This is a genomic window from Bradyrhizobium sp. CCBAU 53421 (assembly GCF_015291625.1).
In the GTDB taxonomy this organism is placed as follows: domain Bacteria; phylum Pseudomonadota; class Alphaproteobacteria; order Rhizobiales; family Xanthobacteraceae; genus Bradyrhizobium.
The window spans coordinates 6,951,722-6,971,597 of the sequence record NZ_CP030047.1; the positions used below are offsets into that span (position 1 = coordinate 6,951,722).

Annotated in this window: 17 protein-coding genes; 11 read left to right on the forward strand and 6 right to left on the reverse strand. The window is 65.4% G+C overall.

From position 1 onward, the window contains the following. Window positions 1-15: 15 nt before the first annotated feature. Together XH92_RS32660 and XH92_RS32665 are read left to right on the forward strand one after the other, a co-directional pair. The gene (locus tag XH92_RS32660; protein WP_194455810.1) at window positions 16-1,527 is read left to right on the forward strand and encodes an NADH-quinone oxidoreductase subunit C; all 1,512 of its coding nucleotides are present in this window, start codon (window positions 16-18) and stop codon (window positions 1,525-1,527) included. 12 nt (window positions 1,528-1,539) lie between these two features. Next, window positions 1,540-2,073 carry an NADH-quinone oxidoreductase subunit B family protein gene (locus XH92_RS32665; protein WP_194455811.1) on the forward strand — a complete coding sequence of 178 codons (534 nt, stop codon included), beginning with the start codon at window positions 1,540-1,542 and terminating at the stop codon, window positions 2,071-2,073. A gap of 153 nt (window positions 2,074-2,226) precedes the next feature. Here the strand turns inward: XH92_RS32665 and XH92_RS32670 are convergent, their stop codons facing one another. Beyond that, a complete protein-coding gene (locus XH92_RS32670) occupies window positions 2,227-3,237 on the reverse strand; it encodes a LacI family DNA-binding transcriptional regulator (RefSeq protein ID WP_194455812.1) in 1,011 nt (336 codons plus the stop codon). A gap of 98 nt (window positions 3,238-3,335) precedes the next feature. On the opposite strand from XH92_RS32670, the gene XH92_RS32675 reads away from it, so the two are divergent. The 4 genes from XH92_RS32675 (at window position 3,336) to XH92_RS32690 (ending at window position 8,056) form a co-directional block, all read left to right on the forward strand. Continuing rightward, window positions 3,336-4,208, forward strand: coding sequence for a phytanoyl-CoA dioxygenase family protein (locus XH92_RS32675; protein ID WP_194455813.1), 873 nt, complete (start codon window positions 3,336-3,338; stop codon window positions 4,206-4,208). Window positions 4,209-4,284: 76 nt separating this feature from the next. Next, complete coding sequence (locus XH92_RS32680; RefSeq protein ID WP_194455814.1) at window positions 4,285-5,631, forward strand: MFS transporter; 1,347 nt, start codon at window positions 4,285-4,287, stop codon at window positions 5,629-5,631. Window positions 5,632-5,634: 3 nt separating this feature from the next. Continuing rightward, window positions 5,635-6,495 carry a sugar phosphate isomerase/epimerase gene (locus tag XH92_RS32685; protein WP_194455815.1) on the forward strand — a complete coding sequence of 287 codons (861 nt, stop codon included), beginning with the start codon at window positions 5,635-5,637 and terminating at the stop codon, window positions 6,493-6,495. A gap of 169 nt (window positions 6,496-6,664) precedes the next feature. Further along, complete coding sequence (locus XH92_RS32690; protein WP_246787788.1) at window positions 6,665-8,056, forward strand: hypothetical protein; 1,392 nt, start codon at window positions 6,665-6,667, stop codon at window positions 8,054-8,056. 14 nt (window positions 8,057-8,070) lie between these two features. Here the strand turns inward: XH92_RS32690 and XH92_RS32695 are convergent, their stop codons facing one another. Continuing rightward, the gene (locus XH92_RS32695; RefSeq protein ID WP_246787790.1) at window positions 8,071-8,856 is read right to left on the reverse strand and encodes a division plane positioning ATPase MipZ; all 786 of its coding nucleotides are present in this window, start codon (window positions 8,854-8,856) and stop codon (window positions 8,071-8,073) included. Here XH92_RS32695 and XH92_RS32700 point away from each other — a divergent pair. Further along, window positions 8,855-9,094, forward strand: a complete 240-nt coding sequence (locus XH92_RS32700; protein WP_194461707.1) for a hypothetical protein — start codon at window positions 8,855-8,857, stop codon at window positions 9,092-9,094. The genes XH92_RS32695 and XH92_RS32700 overlap by 2 nt on opposite strands. Window positions 9,095-9,130: 36 nt before the next feature. Here the strand turns inward: XH92_RS32700 and XH92_RS32705 are convergent, their stop codons facing one another. Continuing rightward, window positions 9,131-9,919, reverse strand: coding sequence for a crotonase/enoyl-CoA hydratase family protein (locus XH92_RS32705; protein ID WP_194455818.1), 789 nt, complete (start codon window positions 9,917-9,919; stop codon window positions 9,131-9,133). A 105-nt stretch (window positions 9,920-10,024) separates the two neighbouring features. On the opposite strand from XH92_RS32705, the gene XH92_RS32710 reads away from it, so the two are divergent. The 4 genes from XH92_RS32710 (at window position 10,025) to XH92_RS32725 (ending at window position 13,684) form a co-directional block, all read left to right on the forward strand. Next, window positions 10,025-10,594, forward strand: coding sequence for a TetR/AcrR family transcriptional regulator (locus XH92_RS32710; RefSeq protein ID WP_194455819.1), 570 nt, complete (start codon window positions 10,025-10,027; stop codon window positions 10,592-10,594). Window positions 10,595-10,631: 37 nt separating this feature from the next. Then, window positions 10,632-11,390, forward strand: a complete 759-nt coding sequence (locus XH92_RS32715; protein WP_194455820.1) for an SDR family NAD(P)-dependent oxidoreductase — start codon at window positions 10,632-10,634, stop codon at window positions 11,388-11,390. A 112-nt stretch (window positions 11,391-11,502) separates the two neighbouring features. Beyond that, window positions 11,503-12,426, forward strand: coding sequence for a glutathione S-transferase family protein (locus XH92_RS32720; RefSeq protein WP_194455821.1), 924 nt, complete (start codon window positions 11,503-11,505; stop codon window positions 12,424-12,426). A 223-nt stretch (window positions 12,427-12,649) separates the two neighbouring features. Continuing rightward, window positions 12,650-13,684 carry an LLM class flavin-dependent oxidoreductase gene (locus XH92_RS32725; protein ID WP_194455822.1) on the forward strand — a complete coding sequence of 345 codons (1,035 nt, stop codon included), beginning with the start codon at window positions 12,650-12,652 and terminating at the stop codon, window positions 13,682-13,684. 116 nt (window positions 13,685-13,800) lie between these two features. Here the strand turns inward: XH92_RS32725 and XH92_RS32730 are convergent, their stop codons facing one another. The 3 genes from XH92_RS32730 to XH92_RS32740 form a co-directional block, all read right to left on the reverse strand. After that, complete coding sequence (locus XH92_RS32730; RefSeq protein ID WP_194455823.1) at window positions 13,801-14,139, reverse strand: helix-turn-helix domain-containing protein; 339 nt, start codon at window positions 14,137-14,139, stop codon at window positions 13,801-13,803. Window positions 14,140-14,176: 37 nt separating this feature from the next. Further along, window positions 14,177-15,727, reverse strand: coding sequence for a porin (locus tag XH92_RS32735; protein WP_194455824.1), 1,551 nt, complete (start codon window positions 15,725-15,727; stop codon window positions 14,177-14,179). An 843-nt stretch (window positions 15,728-16,570) separates the two neighbouring features. Further along, window positions 16,571-19,675 (reverse strand): DEAD/DEAH box helicase, encoded by a 3,105-nt coding sequence (locus XH92_RS32740; protein ID WP_194461524.1) that lies wholly within the window; start codon window positions 19,673-19,675, stop codon window positions 16,571-16,573. Between the last annotated feature and the right edge of the window lie 201 nt (window positions 19,676-19,876).

The following is a 19,876-nucleotide window of genomic DNA, read 5'->3' on the forward strand; positions in this document are numbered from 1 at the left end:
GAGGGAGAGCGGGATATGGCGACATTGATCGATCTGATCCGGGCAGGCCACAAGGTCGAACGGCATCGTCCATGGCCGCGCGCAGTGGTGGACGCGGAAGTCTGGCGCTCCTCCGCCAGCGCCCTCGCCGACGGCGGCTTCAGCCTGCTCGGACTGTGGGGCGAGCCATCCTGCGTGCATATGGCGATTCTCGACAACCGCACATCCGATGTCGGTGTGCTCAGCCTGGATTGTCCCGATCGCCAATTCCCTTCGGTCGCGGCCCATCATCCTCCGGCGCTTCGATTGGAGCGCACCATCCACGACCTGTTCGGGCTGGTGCCCACGGGGACACCGGATCCCCGGCCATGGCTCGATCATGGTCGATGGCAATTGCGCTTCCCGCTGGGCGAGCGTCTCGATGCGTCAACGGATACGGCGCCCTATCGTTTCCTTCCGGCCGAGGGAGACGGCCTGCACCAGATTGCGGTCGGCCCGGTCCATGCCGGCATCATCGAGCCCGGACATTTCCGCTTTACCGCGAGCGGAGAGACGGTGGTCCGCCTCGAGCAGCGGCTCGGCTACACCCACAAGGGCGTCGAAGGGCTGATGGCCGGAAGTACTGTCGAGCAGGCCGCGCGGCTCGCCGGCCGGATCTCCGGCGACAGCACTGTTGCCTATGCACTGGCGTTCGCGCAGGCCGTCGAGGCCGCGCAGCGAATGGCCGTGCCGCCGCGCGCGCTGTTGCTGCGGGCGCTGATGGCCGAACTCGAGCGGCTGGCCAACCATCTCGGCGACATCGGCGCGATCTGCAACGACGCGTCATTTGCGCTGATGCAGGCGCATTGCGCCGTGCTGCGCGAGTCCGTGCTGCGCGCTGCCGACGCTGCTTTCGGCCACCGCCTGATGCGCGACCTTGTCGTTCCCGGCGGCGTGGCGCGCGACATCGCCGGCGATGGATCCAGCGCAATCCGCGCCGCGCTCGACCAGATCCGCCGGCATTTCCCGGCGCTGATCGAACTCTACGACAACACCGCCTCATTGCAGGATCGCACGGTCACCACCGGGGTCGTGACCGCGGCACTCGCCCGGCAATTCGCCGCCGGCGGCTATGTCGGACGTGCAAGCGGCCGCGACCATGACGCTCGACGCGCGCCCGGCTATCCTCCCTATGACGGTCTGCGTTTCGAAGTGCCCGTGCTCAGTGATGGCGACGTCAACGCGCGAGTCTGGATCAGGATCCGCGAAGTCGAGCAGAGCCTTGCGCTGGCGGACCAGATCCTCGCTGGCCTCGAGGCGGGCCCGATCAGAGTGTCGCTGCAAGCTGCGACGGAACCTTGCGAAGGCATGGCGCTGGTCGAAGGTTTCCGCGGCGATATCCTGGCCTGGCTACGCCTGAGCGGCGATCGGATCGAGCGATGTCATCTGCGTGATCCGTCATGGTTTCAGTGGCCCCTGCTCGAGGCAGCCATCGAAGCCAACATCGTGGCGGACTTCCCACTCTGCAACAAGTCGTTCAACTGCTCCTATTCAGGGCAGGACCTCTGAGGACCGGGGGCGATGCGCAAACTTCTATTCCAGAGCCTGTTTCGTCAACCATTGACCGAGCAAGCGCCGCGGCCGGACGATGCCGCGCTTGCAGAGCTCGCGGCCATGGTCGGCCATACCGCAAGGCGGCGTCTCGGCCGCAGCCTTTCGATCCGCGAAGTTGATGCAGGCTCGTGCAACGGATGCGAGCTGGAAATTCACGCACTGAGCAATGCGTATTACGACGTCGAACGGTTCGGCATCCGGTTCGTCGCCTCGCCCCGTCACGCCGACGTCCTGCTCGTCACCGGTCCCGTCACGAAGAACATGCGCGAGGCGCTCGAGCGCACCTATCGTGCGACCCCCGATCCCAAATGGGTCGTCGCTGCGGGCGATTGCGCCAAAGACGGCGGATGCTTCGCCGGCAGCTACGCAGTGGTGGGCGGGGTCTCCGCGGTCGTTCCCGTCGATCTCCACATTCCGGGTTGCCCTCCTTCTCCGATGGCCATTCTGCGTGGCCTGGTCGCCTTGCTCGAGGCGGTGGACTCTGGCGTCGCGGCGAGGTGAGAGCACGGAGAGAGACGAGTTGGCTGCGCCCGCAATGTCGCGGCGATGATCGCTAAAGCGCGATGAGATTGGGTTGAATCGTCATCGCGCTTTAGCTCCTTGTTTGAGCATGATCTTTTCGGAAAACCGCTTCACACTTTTCCGGATCATGCTCTAGCCGCTGTCGCGCAGCACCAGCTCGAAGCCGAGATCGATCCGGCGCTCGCCGCCGCGCTCCAGCGTCAGCGTCGCCGCGGTGCGGCCGATCGCATCGCCATGCACGCTGATCGTGCTCAATGTCGGCGAGATCAACTGGCCCATTTCGAGATCGCCGAGCCCGATCACGGCAACCGGCTGCGCCGCTGCGGGCCCGTCGCGCAGCAGGCCGGCCTTGCGCAGGCCCGACATGAAGCCGATCGCATGCGCATCGTTGGCGGCGAACACCGCATCGACACCGGGCAGGCGCGCGTGCGCCGCCACACTGCCGGAATCCTTGCGGTCCAGGATCAGCCGCCGCGGCTCGGCAAGACCGCTGGCCAGCGCCTCGTCCCTGAAGCCGAGCCAGCGCCGCGTGCCGCGCGGATCGTCGCCGCCGATGAAGGCGAGTTGCTTGCGCCCTTGCGCAACCAGATGTTTCGCGACGGCGACGCCGGCCTTGTAATTGTTGAAGCCTGCGACCGCATCGATCGGGTTGGCCGGCAGGTCCCAGGTCTCGACGATCGGAATCCGCGCATTGCGCAGCAGGCGGCTGCCCTCCTCCGTCGCGGGCGAGCCGACCATGATGATCGCCTCCGGCCGCCGCGACAGCAGCGCCGCCAGCATGCGGTCCTCGCGCATCGCATCATAGCGCGACTGCGCCAGGATCACGGAGAAGCCGAGCGGTTCGAGCTTGTCGGACAGGCCCTGCACGGTGTCGGCGAAGATCGCGTTGGCGATGGTCGGCACCAGCACGCCAACCGAATTGGTCCGCGCGCTCGCCAGCGCGCCTGCCACGAGGTTCGGGACATAACCGAGATCGCGCATCGCCCGCTCGACCCGCGCCCTTGTCTCCGGCGCGACCAAATCGGGCATCCGCACCACCCGGCTCACCGTGATCGAGGAGACGCCGGCACGCTTGGCCACCTCTGAAAGGGTGGGCGCGGCACCGGTCGGGCCGGTCTCGGGGTCGGTGAGGTCGGAGCTCATGGGCCGGACCCTGCACGATTCCAGGTTGCCAAGCCACGATGTTAGCGCTAGCATCGCCTTATGTTAGCGCTAACATGAAACAAATCGGGAGAAACGGTATGATTTCGGACGAGCAGGCCCAGGCCTACAAGCGCGACGGGGTGATCGTGGTCCCCGAGGTGCTCAACCAGGAGACCCTCGGCGAAGTGCGCACGGTGCTCGCAGAGCTCGTGGCCGGCGCGGCCAGTGTGAGCGAGCACACCGATGTCTACGACCTCGAGCCGGGCCATACGCCGGAGACCCCGCGGGTCCGCCGCATCAAGGCGCCGCACAAGGTGCATCCGATCTTCGACAAGATCGTCCGCAGCCCCGCCGTGATCTCGATCCTGACCAAGCTGATCGGCCCCGGGCTTCGCCTGCACGGCTCCAAGCTCAACATGAAGTCGGCGCAATACGGCTCGCCGGTCGAGTGGCATCAGGACTGGGCGTTCTATCCGCACACCAATGACGACATCCTCGCGATCGGTGTGCTGCTCGACGACTGCGACATCGAGAACGGCCCGATGCTGGTGACCCCCGGATCGCACACCGGCGCCACGATGTGGGACCACCACGGCGAGGACGGCTGCTTCGCTGGCCTGATCGATCCGGACCAGATCCAGGACGACATCAAGCGCGCGGTGCCCTGCATGGGCAAGGCCGGCAGCATGTCGTTCCACCACGTGCGCGCGCTGCACGGCTCGGCGACCAACACGTCGAACCGGCCGCGCAACCTCTTGCTCTATGAAGTCGCCGCGAGCGACGCCTGGCCGCTGATGGGTGTGAAGGATTTTGACGAGTTCAACAGCCGCCTGCTGGCGGGCCCACCGGTGGTTGCCCCGCGGTTGACCGACGTGCCGGTGCGCATGCCGCTGCCGCCGGCCAAGCGACAAGGATCGATCTACGAGACCCAGTCGGCGTCGAAGAAATCCTACTTCACGCGCGCGGCCTGAGAACTGACGACAATGCCCGCGGCGAGCCGCGGGCATTGCTGCTTTCAATACATAAAAACAGATAACGGGGAAACGAATGACCGAGATGGCAAGAGATGGCGCGCGCACATCGCGCCTGCGTGTGATCCTGGCCGCAAGCATCGGCTCCGCGCTCGAATGGTACGATTTCTTCCTCTATGGCACCGCCGCCGCGCTGGTGTTCGGCGAGCTGTTCTTTCCGAAGAGCGATCCGGTGGTCGGCACGCTGCTGTCGTTCCTGACCTTCGGCGTCGGCTTCGTGGTGCGGCCGTTCGGCGGCCTGTTGTTCGGCATCCTCGGCGATCGCTATGGCCGCAAGCCGGTGCTGGTCGCAACGCTGCTGATGATCGGCATCGGCACCACCGCGATCGGCTTCCTGCCGACCTATGCGCAGATCGGCGTCTGGGCGCCGGTCCTCCTGGTCGCGATGCGCGTCATCCAGGGTCTCGGCGCCGGCGCCGAGTATGGCGGCGCGGTGATCTACCTGGTGGAGAACGCGCCGCCGAGGCATCGCGGCTTCTGGGGCGGCTTCGCGCCGCTCGGCGTTTCCGTCGGCAATCTGCTCGCGGCCGGCGCCTTTGCGCTGGTGACGATGCTGCCGCGCGAGCAACTGATGAGCTGGGGCTGGCGGCTTCCCTTCCTGGCGAGCCTCCTCTTGATCGTCGTCGGCATCTTCGTTCGCATGCGCATCACCGAGACGCCCGTCTATACCGAGGCGGTGGTCGCGCGCGGCAAGGTCGAGAGCAACCCGGCGATGGAGGCGTTGCGCCAGCACCCGCGCAACTTCTTCGTCGTGCTCGGCGCGCGGATGGCCGAGAACGGGCTCGGCTATTTCTTCCCGGTGTTTGGACTGAGCTACGTCATCACCACGCTCGGCGTGCCGAAAGCAGAGGCGCTCAGCGCGCTGATGCTGGCCTTCACGGTCGAGCTGTTCGCGATCCTCGGCTTTGCGGCGTTGTCCGACCGGATCGGACGGCGGCCGGTCTACATGTTCGGCGCGTTGGCCGGCGTCGCGCTCGCCTTCCCGTTCTTCTGGATGGTCGGCACCAAGGAGTGGATCATGATCGCGCTCGCCTTCATCCTGGCGCGCGCCGTGGTGACGGCGGCGATGTTCGGGCCGCAGGCGGCGTATTTCGCCGAGCTGTTCCCGCCGCAACGCCGCTTCGCCGGCTTCGCCTTCGCCCGCGAGCTCGGCTCGCTGTTATCTGGCGGCCCGGCGCCGTTCGTCGCCACTGCACTGGTGGCGGCTTACGGCACCTGGTGGCCGGTCGCCTGCTACGCGATGTTCCTGTCGGCCTGCACCGTGGTCGCGATCTGGATCGGGCCGGAGACCTATCAGGAGAATATCGCCGCCGACGCGAGCGAGCAGGCCGAGCTGCCCGCGGCGATCCCGGCGCGGGCCTGATCGGTGGCGCAGCAGCTGCGGGTCCTGCAGTCGCTCTGGGCGATGGAGCGACGGCTGGCCGACGAGGCCGAATGGCCGCTGCAAACCCAGCTCGCGATGATCCGCGATGCCGGGTTTGACGGCGCCGGTGTGCGTTTCATCGATCCCGCCTTTGCGCGCGAGGTGACGAGCTTCCTCCGCGCCCATGGCATGATCTGGCAGGCGCAATGCTATCCGAAGAGCGTCGACGACCTGAAGCCGGTGCTCGATCTGGTCGCGCAGCTCGGCGCCGACCACGTCAATTTGCAGCCGGACGTTCGGCCGCGCCGGCTCGCCGGTTGCATTCCCCTGCTCGAAGGCTGGCGAAGGCTCGCCAACGAGGCCGGCGTCGCCGTGCATGTCGAGACCCATCGCGACCGCATGACGACCGACCTGTTCTTCATGCTCGATCTGCTCGACTGCTTTCCCGATCTGCGGCTGACCGCCGATCTCTCGCATTATCTGGTCGGCCGCGAATTCGCCTGGCCGGTCGACGACGTCAACCACGCGATGATCCACCGCATCCTCGACCATGCCTGGGGTATCCACGGCCGCATCGCGAGCCGCGAGCAGGTGCAGATCTCGTCCGGCTTTCCGCAGCACCAGGGCTGGGTGTCGCTGTTCACAGACTGGTGGGACTACGGCATCCGTTCCTGGCGCAAGCGCGCCGGGCGTGACGCGACCCTCACCTTCCTGTGCGAACTCGGTCCCCCGCCTTATGCCATCACCGGAGCCGACGGCAGGGAATTGTCCGACCGCTGGCAGGACGCGCTGGCCATGAAGGACATGATCCGCGCGCTGTGGGATCGCATCGTGAACGCGCCAGACGGCGGGCCACAGCGTTGATTCAAAGATGCCGCGGCGGCATTCTGAGCCACCGCAACTCGGAACGCCGCGAGGACCCTTGCGCGTCGCCAGCGCATACCCGTGTCGCCGCATCGCATGCGCCGCCTGGGCCGCCGTCCTCGTCTGCACCAGGGCGGCCGCGGCAGACCTGACGCTTGACGTCGCGACGATGCCGCGCGTCGGAACGATCGACCCGCGCTTCCAGTCCTACAACATCGAGATGGTCGAGGTGACCGGCGGGCGATTTTGGAAACCTTATGCCGCCCGCGCACGGACGAGTGCGAACGCCGAACGGTTCGCGGCGCGCACGCCGATCGATCTGCACGACGACCGGCTGCGCAGGCTCGCAGCGGCACTCGCGCCTGCATACCTTCGCGTCAGCGGAACCTGGGCCAACAGCACGTTCTTTGCGGATACCGAAACGCCACCGGCTGCACCGCCGGCCGGCTTCAAGGGCGTGCTGACACGACAGCAGTGGCGGGACGTGATCGACTTCTCGCACATTGTCGACGCACCCATCGTCGCATCCTTTGCGATCAGCGCCGGCACGCGTGACGCCGAGGGGCGATGGACCTCCGAACAGGCCGGCCAGCTTCTCGCTTTCACCCGATCGGCCGGCGGCCGGATCGCCGCAGCCGAGTTCATGAACGAGCCCGATCTGCCGGCGATCGGCGGCGCCCCCGACCGCTACGATGCCGCAGCCTACGGCCGCGATTTTGCAACCTTCCGCACATTCATGAAGGACGCCGCGCCCAACGTCACGATCCTCGGCCCGGGCACGATCGGCACCGGCGCGGATGCGCAAGCGCGCTTCACGGTTTCGGCGGCCGGCGTCGACGTCGTCTCCTACCATCATTACGGCGGGCTCTCGGCGCGATGCTCTGGCGATCGCACGGCGAAGCAGGCACTGTCGGACCAATGGCTGGCCCGAACTGGCAAGACATTCGCTCTCTACCGGGCGCTGCGCGACCGGCTTGCGCCGGGCAAGCCGATCTGGCTGACCGAGACCGCGGAGAGCGCCTGCGGCGGCAACCGCTGGGCCACGACCTTCACCGATACGTTCCGCTATCTCGATCAGCTTGGGCGGCTCGCCAAGATCGGCGCTCAGGTGGTGATGCACAACACCCTTGCGGCAAGCGACTACGGGCTGCTCGACGAGCGGACCCATCTGCCGCGGCCGAACTACTGGGCCGCACTGCTGTGGCGGCGGCTGATGGGAACCACCGTGCTCGATGCCCGCGTCGGCGAACACTCCGGCTTCCATGTCTACGCGCATTGCGCACATGACGTGCCCGGTGGAGTGGCCCTGCTCGTGATCAACAACGATCGGCGGATGCGGCGCAAGCTCACGCTCTCGGCCGCCTCGCAACGCTACACATTGGCGAGCGCAACGCCCGACGATGGCAATGTGCAGCTCAATGGCAGCACGCTTGCACTTGGCGCGTCCGACCAGCTTCCCACTCTGAGTGGTGATGCCACCGCGGCGGGAGTGATCGCCTTCGCTCCCGCAACGATCACGTTCCTGACCGTTGCCGATGCGGGCAACGCCAATTGCCGGTAACGACCTGGCCTCGCTTACGCCGCGTCGCGGCCGGCGTCGGATGTCTCCGGCGGGCGCGCCACCAGATGGCCGAGCATGATCGCGGTCATCAGCCGCTCCATCTCCAGCCACGCGGTGACGTGCGACATGGTCGGCCGGCCACCGAGCGCCAGCCGATTGACGTCATCGACCGCAGTCAATCCGCGCGGATAGAATTCGCGGAAGATCACCCGCTCGGCCAGGCCATCGACCAGGCGGAAATTCAGCGTTTTCGACAATTCGCTCAGCGCCTCGCCGACCAGCCGCTTGTTGCGCGAACCGAGCGTGGAGAGGCGATTGCGCAGCACCACCCATTCGAATGCCGGCTGATCGTTCGCGCTGCGCTGGCGCCGCGCCTCCTCCACCATCTTCGAATAGTGGCTGATGCCGGTCACCTTGAAGTCGTTTGGATCGACCGTGCCGAGCACGTCGAAGTCGACGAAGCTGTCGTTCAGCGGCGTAATCAGCGTGTTCGCCAGCGAATGCGTGAACGTCGTCAGATAGGTGTCGTGGCCGGGGCAGTCGATGACGACGAAATCGTGCGACCGGCTGAGCCGCTCGACGATCTCGGCAAGCGCGCTGCGGCCGAGCGTCTCGACCTCGCTGCCCCTGCCGCTCACCGTCTCGAAGCACATATGCGTGGGGGCGCCGAGCTCGAGCGAGGTCTCCCGCGCCCAGTCCCGCCGGTTATCGACGTAGTGCGTCAGCGACTTCTGCTTGTTGTCGAGATCGATGGTGGCGACCCGCTGACCCGCCTTGATCAGCGCGATGGCGACGTGCATGGCAATTGTCGACTTGCCAGAGCCGCCCTTGTTATTTCCGACAACAATTACTCGTGCGTTTGTCATGGGAATCCATACCGGACGCTTGAGTGAAAGCAGGACGAAATTGAATTTAATGAATGGCTCGAATCTCCCTGATTCGACGAATCTCGACAAGAGTCGTCGCGCGATCGCCGTGATCGAAATTGATGCGGCTGCGACAACATTGTCACAACCGCAAGCCATGCACGTATCGTGAACGCAGCGAGTGCCGCTCGGGCTTGCGCCCCTGGGATTAGCGTCCCTGGAACACCGCGGCGCGGCGCTCCACGAACGACTTGATGCCCTCGGCCGCGTCAGCCGTGTTGAGCACGCGCTCGCGGATCTGCGGAATGATCGCAATCGCCGCCTGCTCGCCGGCTTCGATGAACTTGCGGCCCGCCTCCTTCGTCACCTGGATTCCGAGCGGCGCATTGCGCGCGATGATCTCGGCAAGCGCCATTGCGCGCTCGATCTGCTGACCGGCCGGCACGACTTCCTGCACGAGGCCGATCCGATGCGCTTCCGCGGCAGTGAACTCGTCGCACAGCAGGAGGTGATACATCGCATCGCCCCACCCGGCTCGGCTGATGTAGCGGAAGTGCGCGCCGGCCAGCGGCGCGATGCCGCGCTTGGCCTCCATCTGGCAGAACCGGCTGTCGTCCGCGGCAATGACGATATCGCCGGCCAGCATCATCTCGATGCCGACGGTGAACACGATGCCCTGCACCGCGGTGATGATCGGCTTCCGGCACCGCTTCGACAATCCAAAGGGATCGACATTGCCTTCCGGCAGCGGCTTGCGGCTCGCGGTCGGGCCGAAGAATTTCGGCATGTCGAGCCCGGCGGTGAAACTGCCGCCGGCGGCGCACAGCACGCCGACCCAGAGGCCGTCATCATTGTCGAGCAGCGTCAGCGCGTCGGACAGCTCGGCCATCATCTCCGGACTGAAGGCGTTCTTCTTCGCGGGATTGTCGATGATGATCTTCAGGATGTGGTCATGCCGCTCGTGGCGGACCCGCCCTTCGCTCGCGCTGCCGGACATCTGTTCCTCCCTGCTTTGTGACTGAACATTTTCTGGATGATACTTGTCATCCAGATGCATGATGGTCATAATCCAGAACGAGAGTCAAACAGGGGCACTGCGAAAATGGGCCATTCCCAGGCCGACAAGGCCAGGAGCCGTGAGCGCATACTGAACGAGGCGGCGACGCAGATCCGCGACAAGGGGCTGGATGCGCTCAGCATCGGCAGCCTGATGCAGCAGGTGAAGCTGACCCATGGCGGCTTCTATGGGCACTTTGCCTCGCGTTCCGAGCTGATCGCCGCGGCGCTGCAACAGGCGCTGAATTCGGGCGAAGCGTCGGCGCACGCAGCGCGCGATCCCGACAAGCCGGTCAGCGTCAACGCCCTGGTACGAAGCTATCTCAGCCGCGCCCATCGCGACTCGCCGAAATCGGGCTGCGCGATCGGCGCGCTGATCTCGGATGTCGGCCGTGCCGATGCGCGGTGCCGCGCGGTGATGGAACCGCACATCGAATCCTTCATCGCCAAGGTCGTCGAGACGCTCGGCGACGATGACGACAGCAGCGCGATCGTCGCAGTGAGCGCGATGGTCGGCGCGCTCGCGATCTCGCGCGTCATCATCGATCCGAAGCGGTCCGACGCCATTCTGCGCACGGTGCGCGATGCCATCGTCGCGATGGCGTCCGACGAATGATTTCACCCGCGCCGCGGGCACCTTGATGGAGCAAGCCATGAACGACCGATCCGGCCACGGGCCGACCGCTGTAGAGGGAAGCGTGCTGATCGCCGGCGTCGGCGCCTCCAACGGCCTTGGCGCTGCGATCGCGCGCCGCTTTGCGGCCGGCGGTTACCCCGTGGCGATCGCCGGGCGCAACGCCGAGAAGCTCGCCGCAACGGCGGCCGAACTCGCGGCAAGCGGCGCCAAGGTCGCCCATGTCGTCGGCGATGCCTCCACCGCCGCGGATGTCGCCCGCTTCGTCGAGGCCGCCGGGAAGCTCGCGCCGCTGGCGATGGCCGTGCACAATGCCGGCTCCAACCGGCCCGCACCGTTTCTCAAGGTCAGCGAGCAGCGCTTCGAGGAGCACTGGCGCGAACATGCGCTCGGCGGCTTCCAACTCGCGCAGGCTGCGATCCCTGCCCTGCTGGCGCGTGGCGGCGGCACGCTGGTGTTCACCGGCGCCAGCGGCTCGCTGCGCGGCAAGGCCAACTACGCGCCGTTCGCCTCTGCCAAGGCGGCGCTGCGCGCGCTGGCGCAGAGCGTGGCGCGGGAATTCGGGCCGCAAGGCATCCATGTCGGCCATGTCGTGGTCGACGGTGGCATCGAGGGCGATCGCCTGCTGAGCCTGCGCCCGCAACTGAAGGATGACCGCGGGCCGGATGGACTGCTCAACATCGCGGCGATCGCGGACGCCTATTGGGTGCTGCATCACCAGCATCGCAGTGCATGGACGCTGGAGCTCGACCTGCGGCCATGGGCGGAACAGTTCTGACGGCACGGCGCCGTCGTCGTTCTCCCGTGGAAATGGGTTGCGATCCGCCGAAATCTTGTCAGGCTACGCGACAAGGTCCGAGGAGATCGCACCCCTGTCCCGGGAGGAGGCCATGTCGCAGCCCACGCCGATCCTGCATCATTTCGATCAGTCGCCGTTCTCCGAGAAGATCCGCGTCATCTTCGGATTCAAGAAGCTGGCCTGGACCTCGGTGCGGATTTCCCGGATCATGCCGCGGCCGGATTTGATGCCAATGACCGGCGGCTATCGCCGCACGCCCACGATGCAGATCGGTGCCGACATCTATTGCGACACCCAGATCATCATCCGCGAGCTGGAGCGGCGCTATCCGACGCCGACGCTGTTTCCCGCCGGCAATGCCGGGATGCCCTGGGCGCTCGGCATGTGGAGCGACCGGCTGTTTTTCCAGAACACCGTGAACCTCGTGTTCGGCTTCATCGGCGACAAGGTCCCGCAAGAATTCATCGCGGATCGCGAGAAGCTGCGCGGCGCCAAGTTCGACGTCGCCGCCATGACCGCAGCGCTGCCGCAGATGCGCGACCAGTTCCGCGCCAACATCGACTGGATCGAGGCGCAACTCGCCGACGGCCGATCGTGGCTGTCCGGCGAGTTCAGCCTCGCCGACGTCAACGCCTACATGAACGTGTGGTACGCACGGCAGAGCCTCGCCCCGATGGACCAGATCATGAAGCACTTCCCACGCGTTGCGGCATGGGAAGAGCGCATCCGCGCCATCGGCCACGGCACGCGCACCGAGATGTCGTCGGCCGACGCGCTCGAGATCGCGGCGAAGGCGCAGCCGGAGTCGCCCGTTTTCGGCGACCCCGCGGATCCGAACGGCCGCAAGCCCGGCGATATCGTCAGCGTGATGCCGGATGATTACGGCAAGGTCCCGGTCCGCGGTGAGATCGTCTCGCTGTCGGCACAGCACATCGCGATTCGCCGGTCAGACGAACGGACAGGCGAGGTGGTGGTGCATTTCCCGCGGGCCGGCTTCCTGGTCAGCCCGGGCTGATCGCCGCAGCCTCGACCACGGCTGGATACAAGCGACCTGGAAACGCTGCGTTTCGCGGCGTGACCTTGCCGGTCGGCGAACAGGCCATAGGTTTATTGGAATTCCAACCAAAGGCTCCACAGCGCAGGCTCGCGGACATCTCCGCAGCACCACGACCCTTCGGCCTGCGTGCGATGGGTGGCCCGTGGCGGATGCTCCGCCACGCCGACAACTGGACTATGTGATGACGACCTCTCTCGAATTCGGGCTCGACACGTTCGGCGATGTCACCAAGGACGCCGCCGGCGCGCCGCTGTCGCACGCCCAGGTGATCCGCAACGTCGTCGACGAGGCGGTGCTGGCCGATCAGCTCGGGATCGATTTCATCGGGCTCGGCGAGCACCACCGGGCCGACTTCGCGATCTCCTCGCCCGAGACCGTGCTGGCGGCCATCGCCGCGCGCACCCAGAACATCCGGCTCGGCTCGGCGGTGACCGTGCTGAGCTCGGACGATCCGATCCGCGTCTTCCAGCGCTTCGCCACCGTCGACGCGGTCTCGAACGGCCGCGCCGAGGTGATCCTCGGCCGCGGCTCCTTCACCGAGTCGTTCCCGCTGTTCGGCTTCGACCTCAAGCAATACAACGAGCTGTTCGAGGAGAAGCTCGATCTGTTCACCGAGCTCCTGAAACAGGAGCCGGTGAACTGGGAAGGCAAGCTGCGGCCGCCGCTCAAGAGCCAATCGGTCTATCCGCCGGTCGAGCACGGCCGGTTGAAGACCTGGATCGGCGTCGGCGGCAGCCCCGAATCGGTGGTTCGCGCGGCGCATTACGATCTGCCGCTGATGCTCGCCATCATCGGCGGCGATCCCAAGCGCTTCGCACCCTATGTCGATCTGCACCAGCGCGCCTACCAGCAGTTCGGCCGGACGCCGAAGCCGATCGGCGTTCATTCGCCGGGCTACGTCGCCGAGACCGACGCGCAGGCGCGCGAGGAGCTGTGGCCGGACTACAAGCTGATGCGTGACCGGATCGGCAAGGAGCGCGGCTGGCCGCCGATGGGCCGCGACGAGTTCGTGGCCGAGGCCGAGCACGGTTCGCTCTATGTCGGCGCCCCCGAAACCGTCGCCCGCAAGATCGCGTCGACCGTCAAGGCGCTCGGCGCTGCGCGCTTCCAGCTGAAATATTCGGCCGGTCCGATGCCGCACGAGAAGCTGATGAAAAGCATCGAGCTCTATGGCCGTAAGGTGGTGCCGATGGTGCGCGACATGCTCGCCGCCTGATACGCGAGCGAGCCGACCAAAGCAAAACCCCCGGCGTTTTGGCGCCGGGGGCAAGTTGAAGATAGACCATGCGAAGCCCGGCTGCCCGGGACAATCGGATCAGTGCCAGTCTTGGCTCAGAGATCGGGCTTTGCTGCGTGATACGTGAACGGGTCCGCCGCCCATCCTCGACCGTGCCGCTCCAGCCAGCCCGCTGCCACCAACTTTCGGCACGTTGGATTGACGCGCTGTATGGAGCCTTCCTCGCCGAAGATGCGCTCGGCAATCTGGCGTTCGGTAAGACCTGGTCGCTCGCGAATGAGCCGAATTATTTGTTGAGCTACCGTCATCGGTGCCAAACGATCCATCGGTGGGCGGGTAAGCATTAATGAACAGAATATGACATCGTGCAAAAAGATGGCGCTCTTGTGAGAGCTGCCGCTGACTGAACAAAGCAAAACCCCCGGCGTTTCCACCGGGGGCTCTGTTAACTTGCAGTCAGATCAACCGGTATTACCAGTTGCGCTGAGCGCGAAGCAGCAGGGTCACAGTATTCTGGTCCTTCAGCTCGTAGAGAGCGGCAGGCTTGCCGATGGCGGCGCTGGGCGCCGAGACCGTACCAGCATACTTCTGATCCAGATGGGTGTAGGTCAGGTCTGCCGTGAAGGTCAGGTTCTTGACCGGGGTCCACTGGGTCTGGGTACCAATCTGCGCGATGTTGTAGTCGGGGTTGCAGGTGGTGATCGCGCCGCCCAGAGCATTGAGGGTGGTACGAACCGAGCCGCCCACGCCACCGATGCCGCAGAGGAGGGTCTTAGCCGTATCGTTGTAGGTGATGCCGGCATAAGCACCGTAGATCGAGGTGTTCCAGTAGGGGCTCCAGTTGTGCACGTATGCACCGCGGAAACCCCAGGTCGTGACGAGCTGCTGCCCAGTGTTCACGCCGCCGATGGCACCGAACACGCTGTCAGGAGCAACGCCGATACCAATGCTCTGGTACGCGCCGGGCAGACCGGTTCCACCATAAATGGTGTTGGCACCAGCCGAACCAGCGAGGTCCTGGATGTTGTAGCGCGTCGCACCGTTGGTGTAGACGCCCTGGACGTTGATGGTGTCGCCAGGTCCGGTCGGGATGTTCTTGATCGACAAGGCCAACTGACCAGCCCAGCCCCACTTGTCGTCCGGATGACCGGTCAACTCAGTGCCGCCGTAGTAGGCCGCGTGGTTGTCATGCGCCGCGAACGACGCCTGGAACAGACCCCAAGCCTGGTCGACGCGCAGCATCGCGACGAGGTCCGGAGCGATCGTGCCAGCGTAGTCGCTGGTGCCGTACGCGCCGCCTGCGAGGATGTTGTTCACGCCAGCCTGATAGTAGGCCGTCTGGTCCTGAGCCGACAGAGACAGCGACACGCCGTTGCCGAACTGCGCGGTGTAGGTGAACTGGTTCACACCAGTGATCGTACCGCCGCCGCCGACGAGACCGTCGAAGTTGTTGCCCGGATAGTTGGCCCACGGAGCCGAGAACTGCGAGACCGCCTTACCCATGGTGAAGCCGGCGAACTGGATGAAGGCGTAGTAGACGCCGACCGTACCGCCAGCAACCGCACCGGAGTTCGCGTTGTTCGGAGCCTGAGTCGTGCCGATCGGCGAGTAAACGGTCGCGCCGTTACCCTGGCCGGCGTAGGTGTCCGACGTCCACGAGAACGTCGCATCGAAGAACGTACGAACGACGCCGTACTCGGTCGCCGTGCGCGTATCGATGTTCAGGTCTTCACGAGAGCGCCAGGTGTAGCCGTTGGTGAACCGGTTGTTCGCACCGCCGGCACCCGAGGTGTTGCCGGTGTGATCCGAGTTCGAGTTCACGACGACGTCAGCGCGCAGGTAACCGCCCAGCTTGATACAGGTATCGGTGCCCGGGATGTAATAGAAACCGGGACCATACAGGGAGCAAATCTTCACGTACTCGACCGCTTTGGCCTTGACGGGAAGATCGGCCGCCTGAGCTCCGCCGACCGCGACGAGTGCCGCCGCCGAGCCGAGGATAAGGCTCTTAACCATCTTCATGTTAAACCTCCAAGTTGCTCTATCTCAGGGAAGGTTCCGGTTCCGCCGGGTAAAACACCCTCAGGTTGGTTCCCTTTGTCCCTTAAATCCCCGCTTAGTCGCTTCGCGCCTTCGGACACACCCGCATGAACGCGAGGGACTTAAGCGAACCACCTAGAACGGGACGACCTTGGGATGCCCCCCTCCGTCGCAGTTCCATATGAGACAGAAGGCCCCCGATCACGCAACAAAAGACCGCTGGCGCCGAGCCGCGTTGCGGCTGTTTTCGGGCAAATGTTGCACAAATATCACGGGCATTTGAACTGCGGCGCTTCGTCAAGCCATTGAAATACAAAGGTAATATTTGAGATACCGCTAGCGGGCACAAGTCTGGGCAACACCGGGCGGAACGGTGTGCAAAACGCGTAGTCCTACGGAGAAAGCGAAAATCGGAGCCCGTCCTGGTGCCGCTGATTCCGGCTCGATGCCCAAAATTTCGGCTCAAAAACAACGGTATCTGAACGAGATAACCCGCCCCGATTACCGTCGACTCGCGCCTTGAAGGGGGCATTCCGATTGCTCGGAGCAGGCCGGAAGACGGCGGACAGACCACCTCATACGTGCTCTATCGGCGCTACATGTCACCGCGATGTCAGTGCGCGGAATCAATCGATTTGTTCTCCGCAGCCGCCGCGCGATGAAAGATCTCCACTGCACGCGTGACGTCCTCACACGACGCGATGCAGCTCGATGCAGCCACAAGACGCGTCGTTGGCGAGAGCCCGCAGGCGCCGCGAAGCGGCGCCGTGACCGTTCGTATCGGGCAACGGCGGCGACGGGACTCCGCCGGGAGCAGCCTCGTACTCACTCGTCCAGAATGTCGAGCAGATCATTGATCCGCTCGAACGGCGGTTCGTCGGTGTTGTCTGAGTAGAAGACGCGATCGCCGTCGCGTTGGAGCGATCGTGCTCTGGATTTCGGAAGCCTCCCCGGGAGGAATGTAGCTGCGACGGCTTCCGGCCCGACGTCGAGCCTCACGATACCTCGCCGCTTGCAATCGATCCTGAGCCTCGCCGCCGCGAAGAAATCCTGAGCCGCCGACGGCAGCCTGCCGAAGCGGCGAGAGGTCTCTTCCTCCAGATCTTCCAGATCGTCTTCGCTCCGGCACCTCGCGACGCGGCCATAGATTTCAAGGCGCATGGATTCCGATTGCACGTAACTCCTGGGCAGCAGATCCGCGAGTGGCAGGTTGAGATCCGGCACCCAAAGATCCGCAGCCCGGTCGTTGGTCTTCTCCGATGCCTGTTTCAGAAGGTGGCTATAGAGCACCGGCCCGAAAACCTGCACGTGTCCCGATTGCCGCTCGGAAAGCAGATCTCCGGCACCTCTGAGGTCCAGATCGCGCTCGCTGATCGCGAAACCGGCGCCCGGTCTGCTGAACTCCTCGAGAACGGCCAAGCGCTTGCCGGATTGCTCCGAGCTCGATTCCGTCAGCATGTACGCGAAGGCGCGCGTGCCACCGCGCCCCACCCGCCCTCTGAGCTGGTGAAGCTGTGCCAGACCGAACTTTTCCGGCCAGCAGACCACGATGGTGTTCGCGCGGGGAATGTCGAGACCGCTTTCCACGATATTGGTCGCCAGCAGCACGTCGGCCCCGCCTTCGACGAAGCTCATCATGCGGTCGTCGAGCTCATCGGCGGGCAGCTTGCCGTGCAGGCAGACGATGCGGAGCTCCGGGGCCACCGTCTGCACGCGCGCCAGCAGCGGATCCAGATCCTGGATGCGCGGGCAGATCAGGAAGCTCTGTCCGTGACGCCGCTGCTCGCGCAGCAGCGCAGCGGCAATGGCGGCGTCCGAAAGCGGCGCGATCTTGGTCACGACCGGAAGCCGATGCACCGGCGGGGTTGCGATCACGCTCAGCTCCCTGAATCCGGCAAGACCCGCCGCAAGCGTGCGCGGGATCGGCGTGGCACTCATCCAAAGCGTATGGACGCCCTTCGCCAGGCCCGAAAGCTTCGCCTTCTCCGCCGCTCCGAAGTGCTGCTCCTCGTCGACGATGACCAGGCTCAGCTTGGCGAATTTCACGTCCTTCGAGGCGATCGCCTGCGTACCGACCACGACCTTCATCTTTCCGCTTCGCAGAGCTTCCTTCGTCCGCTTCATCTCCGCAGCCGACGTCGCGCGCGACAGGCTGCCGACTTCGATGCCGAACGGAGCAAACCGCTTGCGGAACGTTGCGACGTGCTGCCTTGCCAGAACGGTCGTCGGCACGACGACGGCAACCTGCTTGCCCGACAGGGCAACGGCCGCCGCCGCGCGCAAGGCAACCTCGGTCTTGCCGAATCCGACGTCGCCGCACACCACCCGGTCCATCGGATGACCCGACGCAAGATCATCCAGCACGTCCCGGATCGCCTTGGCCTGGTCGACCGTCGTGAAATAGGGAAAGCGCGCGACGAACCGCTCGTATGCGGGACCGGGAGCCACCAGCCTGGGCGCGCGCCGGCGCCGCCGCTGCGCGATGTGCTTGGCGAGCGCCTTGGCGGCAAGTTGAATTTCCTGCTCCGCTTTGGTCCGCCGCGCCCACCACGTGCTTCCGTCCGCCCTGTCCAATGTCAGCTTGCCGCGCTCCGCCGCATACGGCCAGATCAACGCAAGATCGGCGGGCGGAGCGAGCACGGCATCATCCCCGGCAAATGCCAGCCTTACCATCTCGCGGGACGATCCCTTACCCATGTCGAGGGTTTGCAAGCCATCGAGCACGGCCAGCCCGCGCTGCAGATGGACGACGACCGCGCCGCGCTCCGGCACGTCGGGATGATCGAAGGCCGCGCTCCAGGCTCTGGCCATCGGCTGCGGATGATGCGCCCGGCTGCCGAGCACGTCGGTCGCCGTGACGACGACGAGCGGCTTGCGGCCCGAACCGATGAAGCCGGTGTCGAAGTCGGCCAGCAGCGCCGCCTCGCCGCCCCGCCCCTTCGCCGCCTCGTCCCAATCGGCGACGCGCTCCGCCTTGATCCCGCTCATGCGCTCGATCGCGCGCAGGTCGTCCTCGACCGCCGCAACGAACACCAGCCGCGATCCGGCGCGCTCGGTGTCGGCGACAAATGCGCGGAGCGCCTTTCGCGACGAGGCGACCTTCGAGAAATCAGGCGTCGGGATGAACGCCGCCTTGCGGGGCAGCGCGCTCATAGATTTGTTCAGCCGCTTCCAGTCGCCAGGCCCCAGATACTCGCGGTCTGCCTCTCTGCGCCCGGCCGCCTCCTTGATCGTGCTCAGCCAGCTATCGGCGTGACCGGCAACGCCCGCGTCCGCGATCCAGCGGGCACGTTGACAATAATCCGGCAGCGCCGCGCGCTGTGCCCGCTTGCCTCCCAAGGCGATCTGTTCCGACATCGGATCGATCAGCAATTCCTGGGTGTCGAAGACGACGTCGTGCTCGTTGGGATCGACGCCGGCGATCCTGCGGATCACTCCATTGGAATGCTCGATCCTGAACGGCCCGAGGGCACCGGCAGGAAACACTTCGAACGTCATGCCGTGGAACAGGACGCTTCCGGGATAATCCGCCTCTTCGTCGAGATCGTATCCGAGCGCTTCCAGGCGATCCTTGAGATCCTGCTCGGAATAGCGCGCACCGACCTTCAGGCTGATGCTGAAGCGCCCCCAGCTGGCGGGCAACGGCAACCGTTCCATGATCGCCTCGGCCGTCGACACCAGGAAGACGGGCTTCCTGCTCTTGGCAAGACGCCGCAGCACCGAACTCCGCCTGCCGGCGATCTCGCGCGACGGCTCCAGCCCGTCGAACGGCAAGGTGTTCAGCCGCGGAAACACCAGCACCTCGAGCGAAGGGTCTAGCGAATGCAGCACGCTGCCGAGGCGCTCAGCCCGGTTCTCGTTGTCCGCAAGGAAGACGATGCCGTCACGCCCGGACGTCTTCCATTGCTCGAGAAGATGCAGCGCCAGCATGCCAAGTGGCGAGGAGGATGAGATCCCGGAGCGCGTCAATCCCTTGCTGTTCTTCTTCGCGCCAGCAGCCGCGCGGGCCTTCTTGGTATTCGCCACGTCAAATCCATCGTTATTGCGCAAGTTCGATCGCCCGGAGACAAGCATCCCAGGTCGATCGCGGGCCGCCGGCGCCCCCCGACGCACGCGGCCAGCGCTCTCATT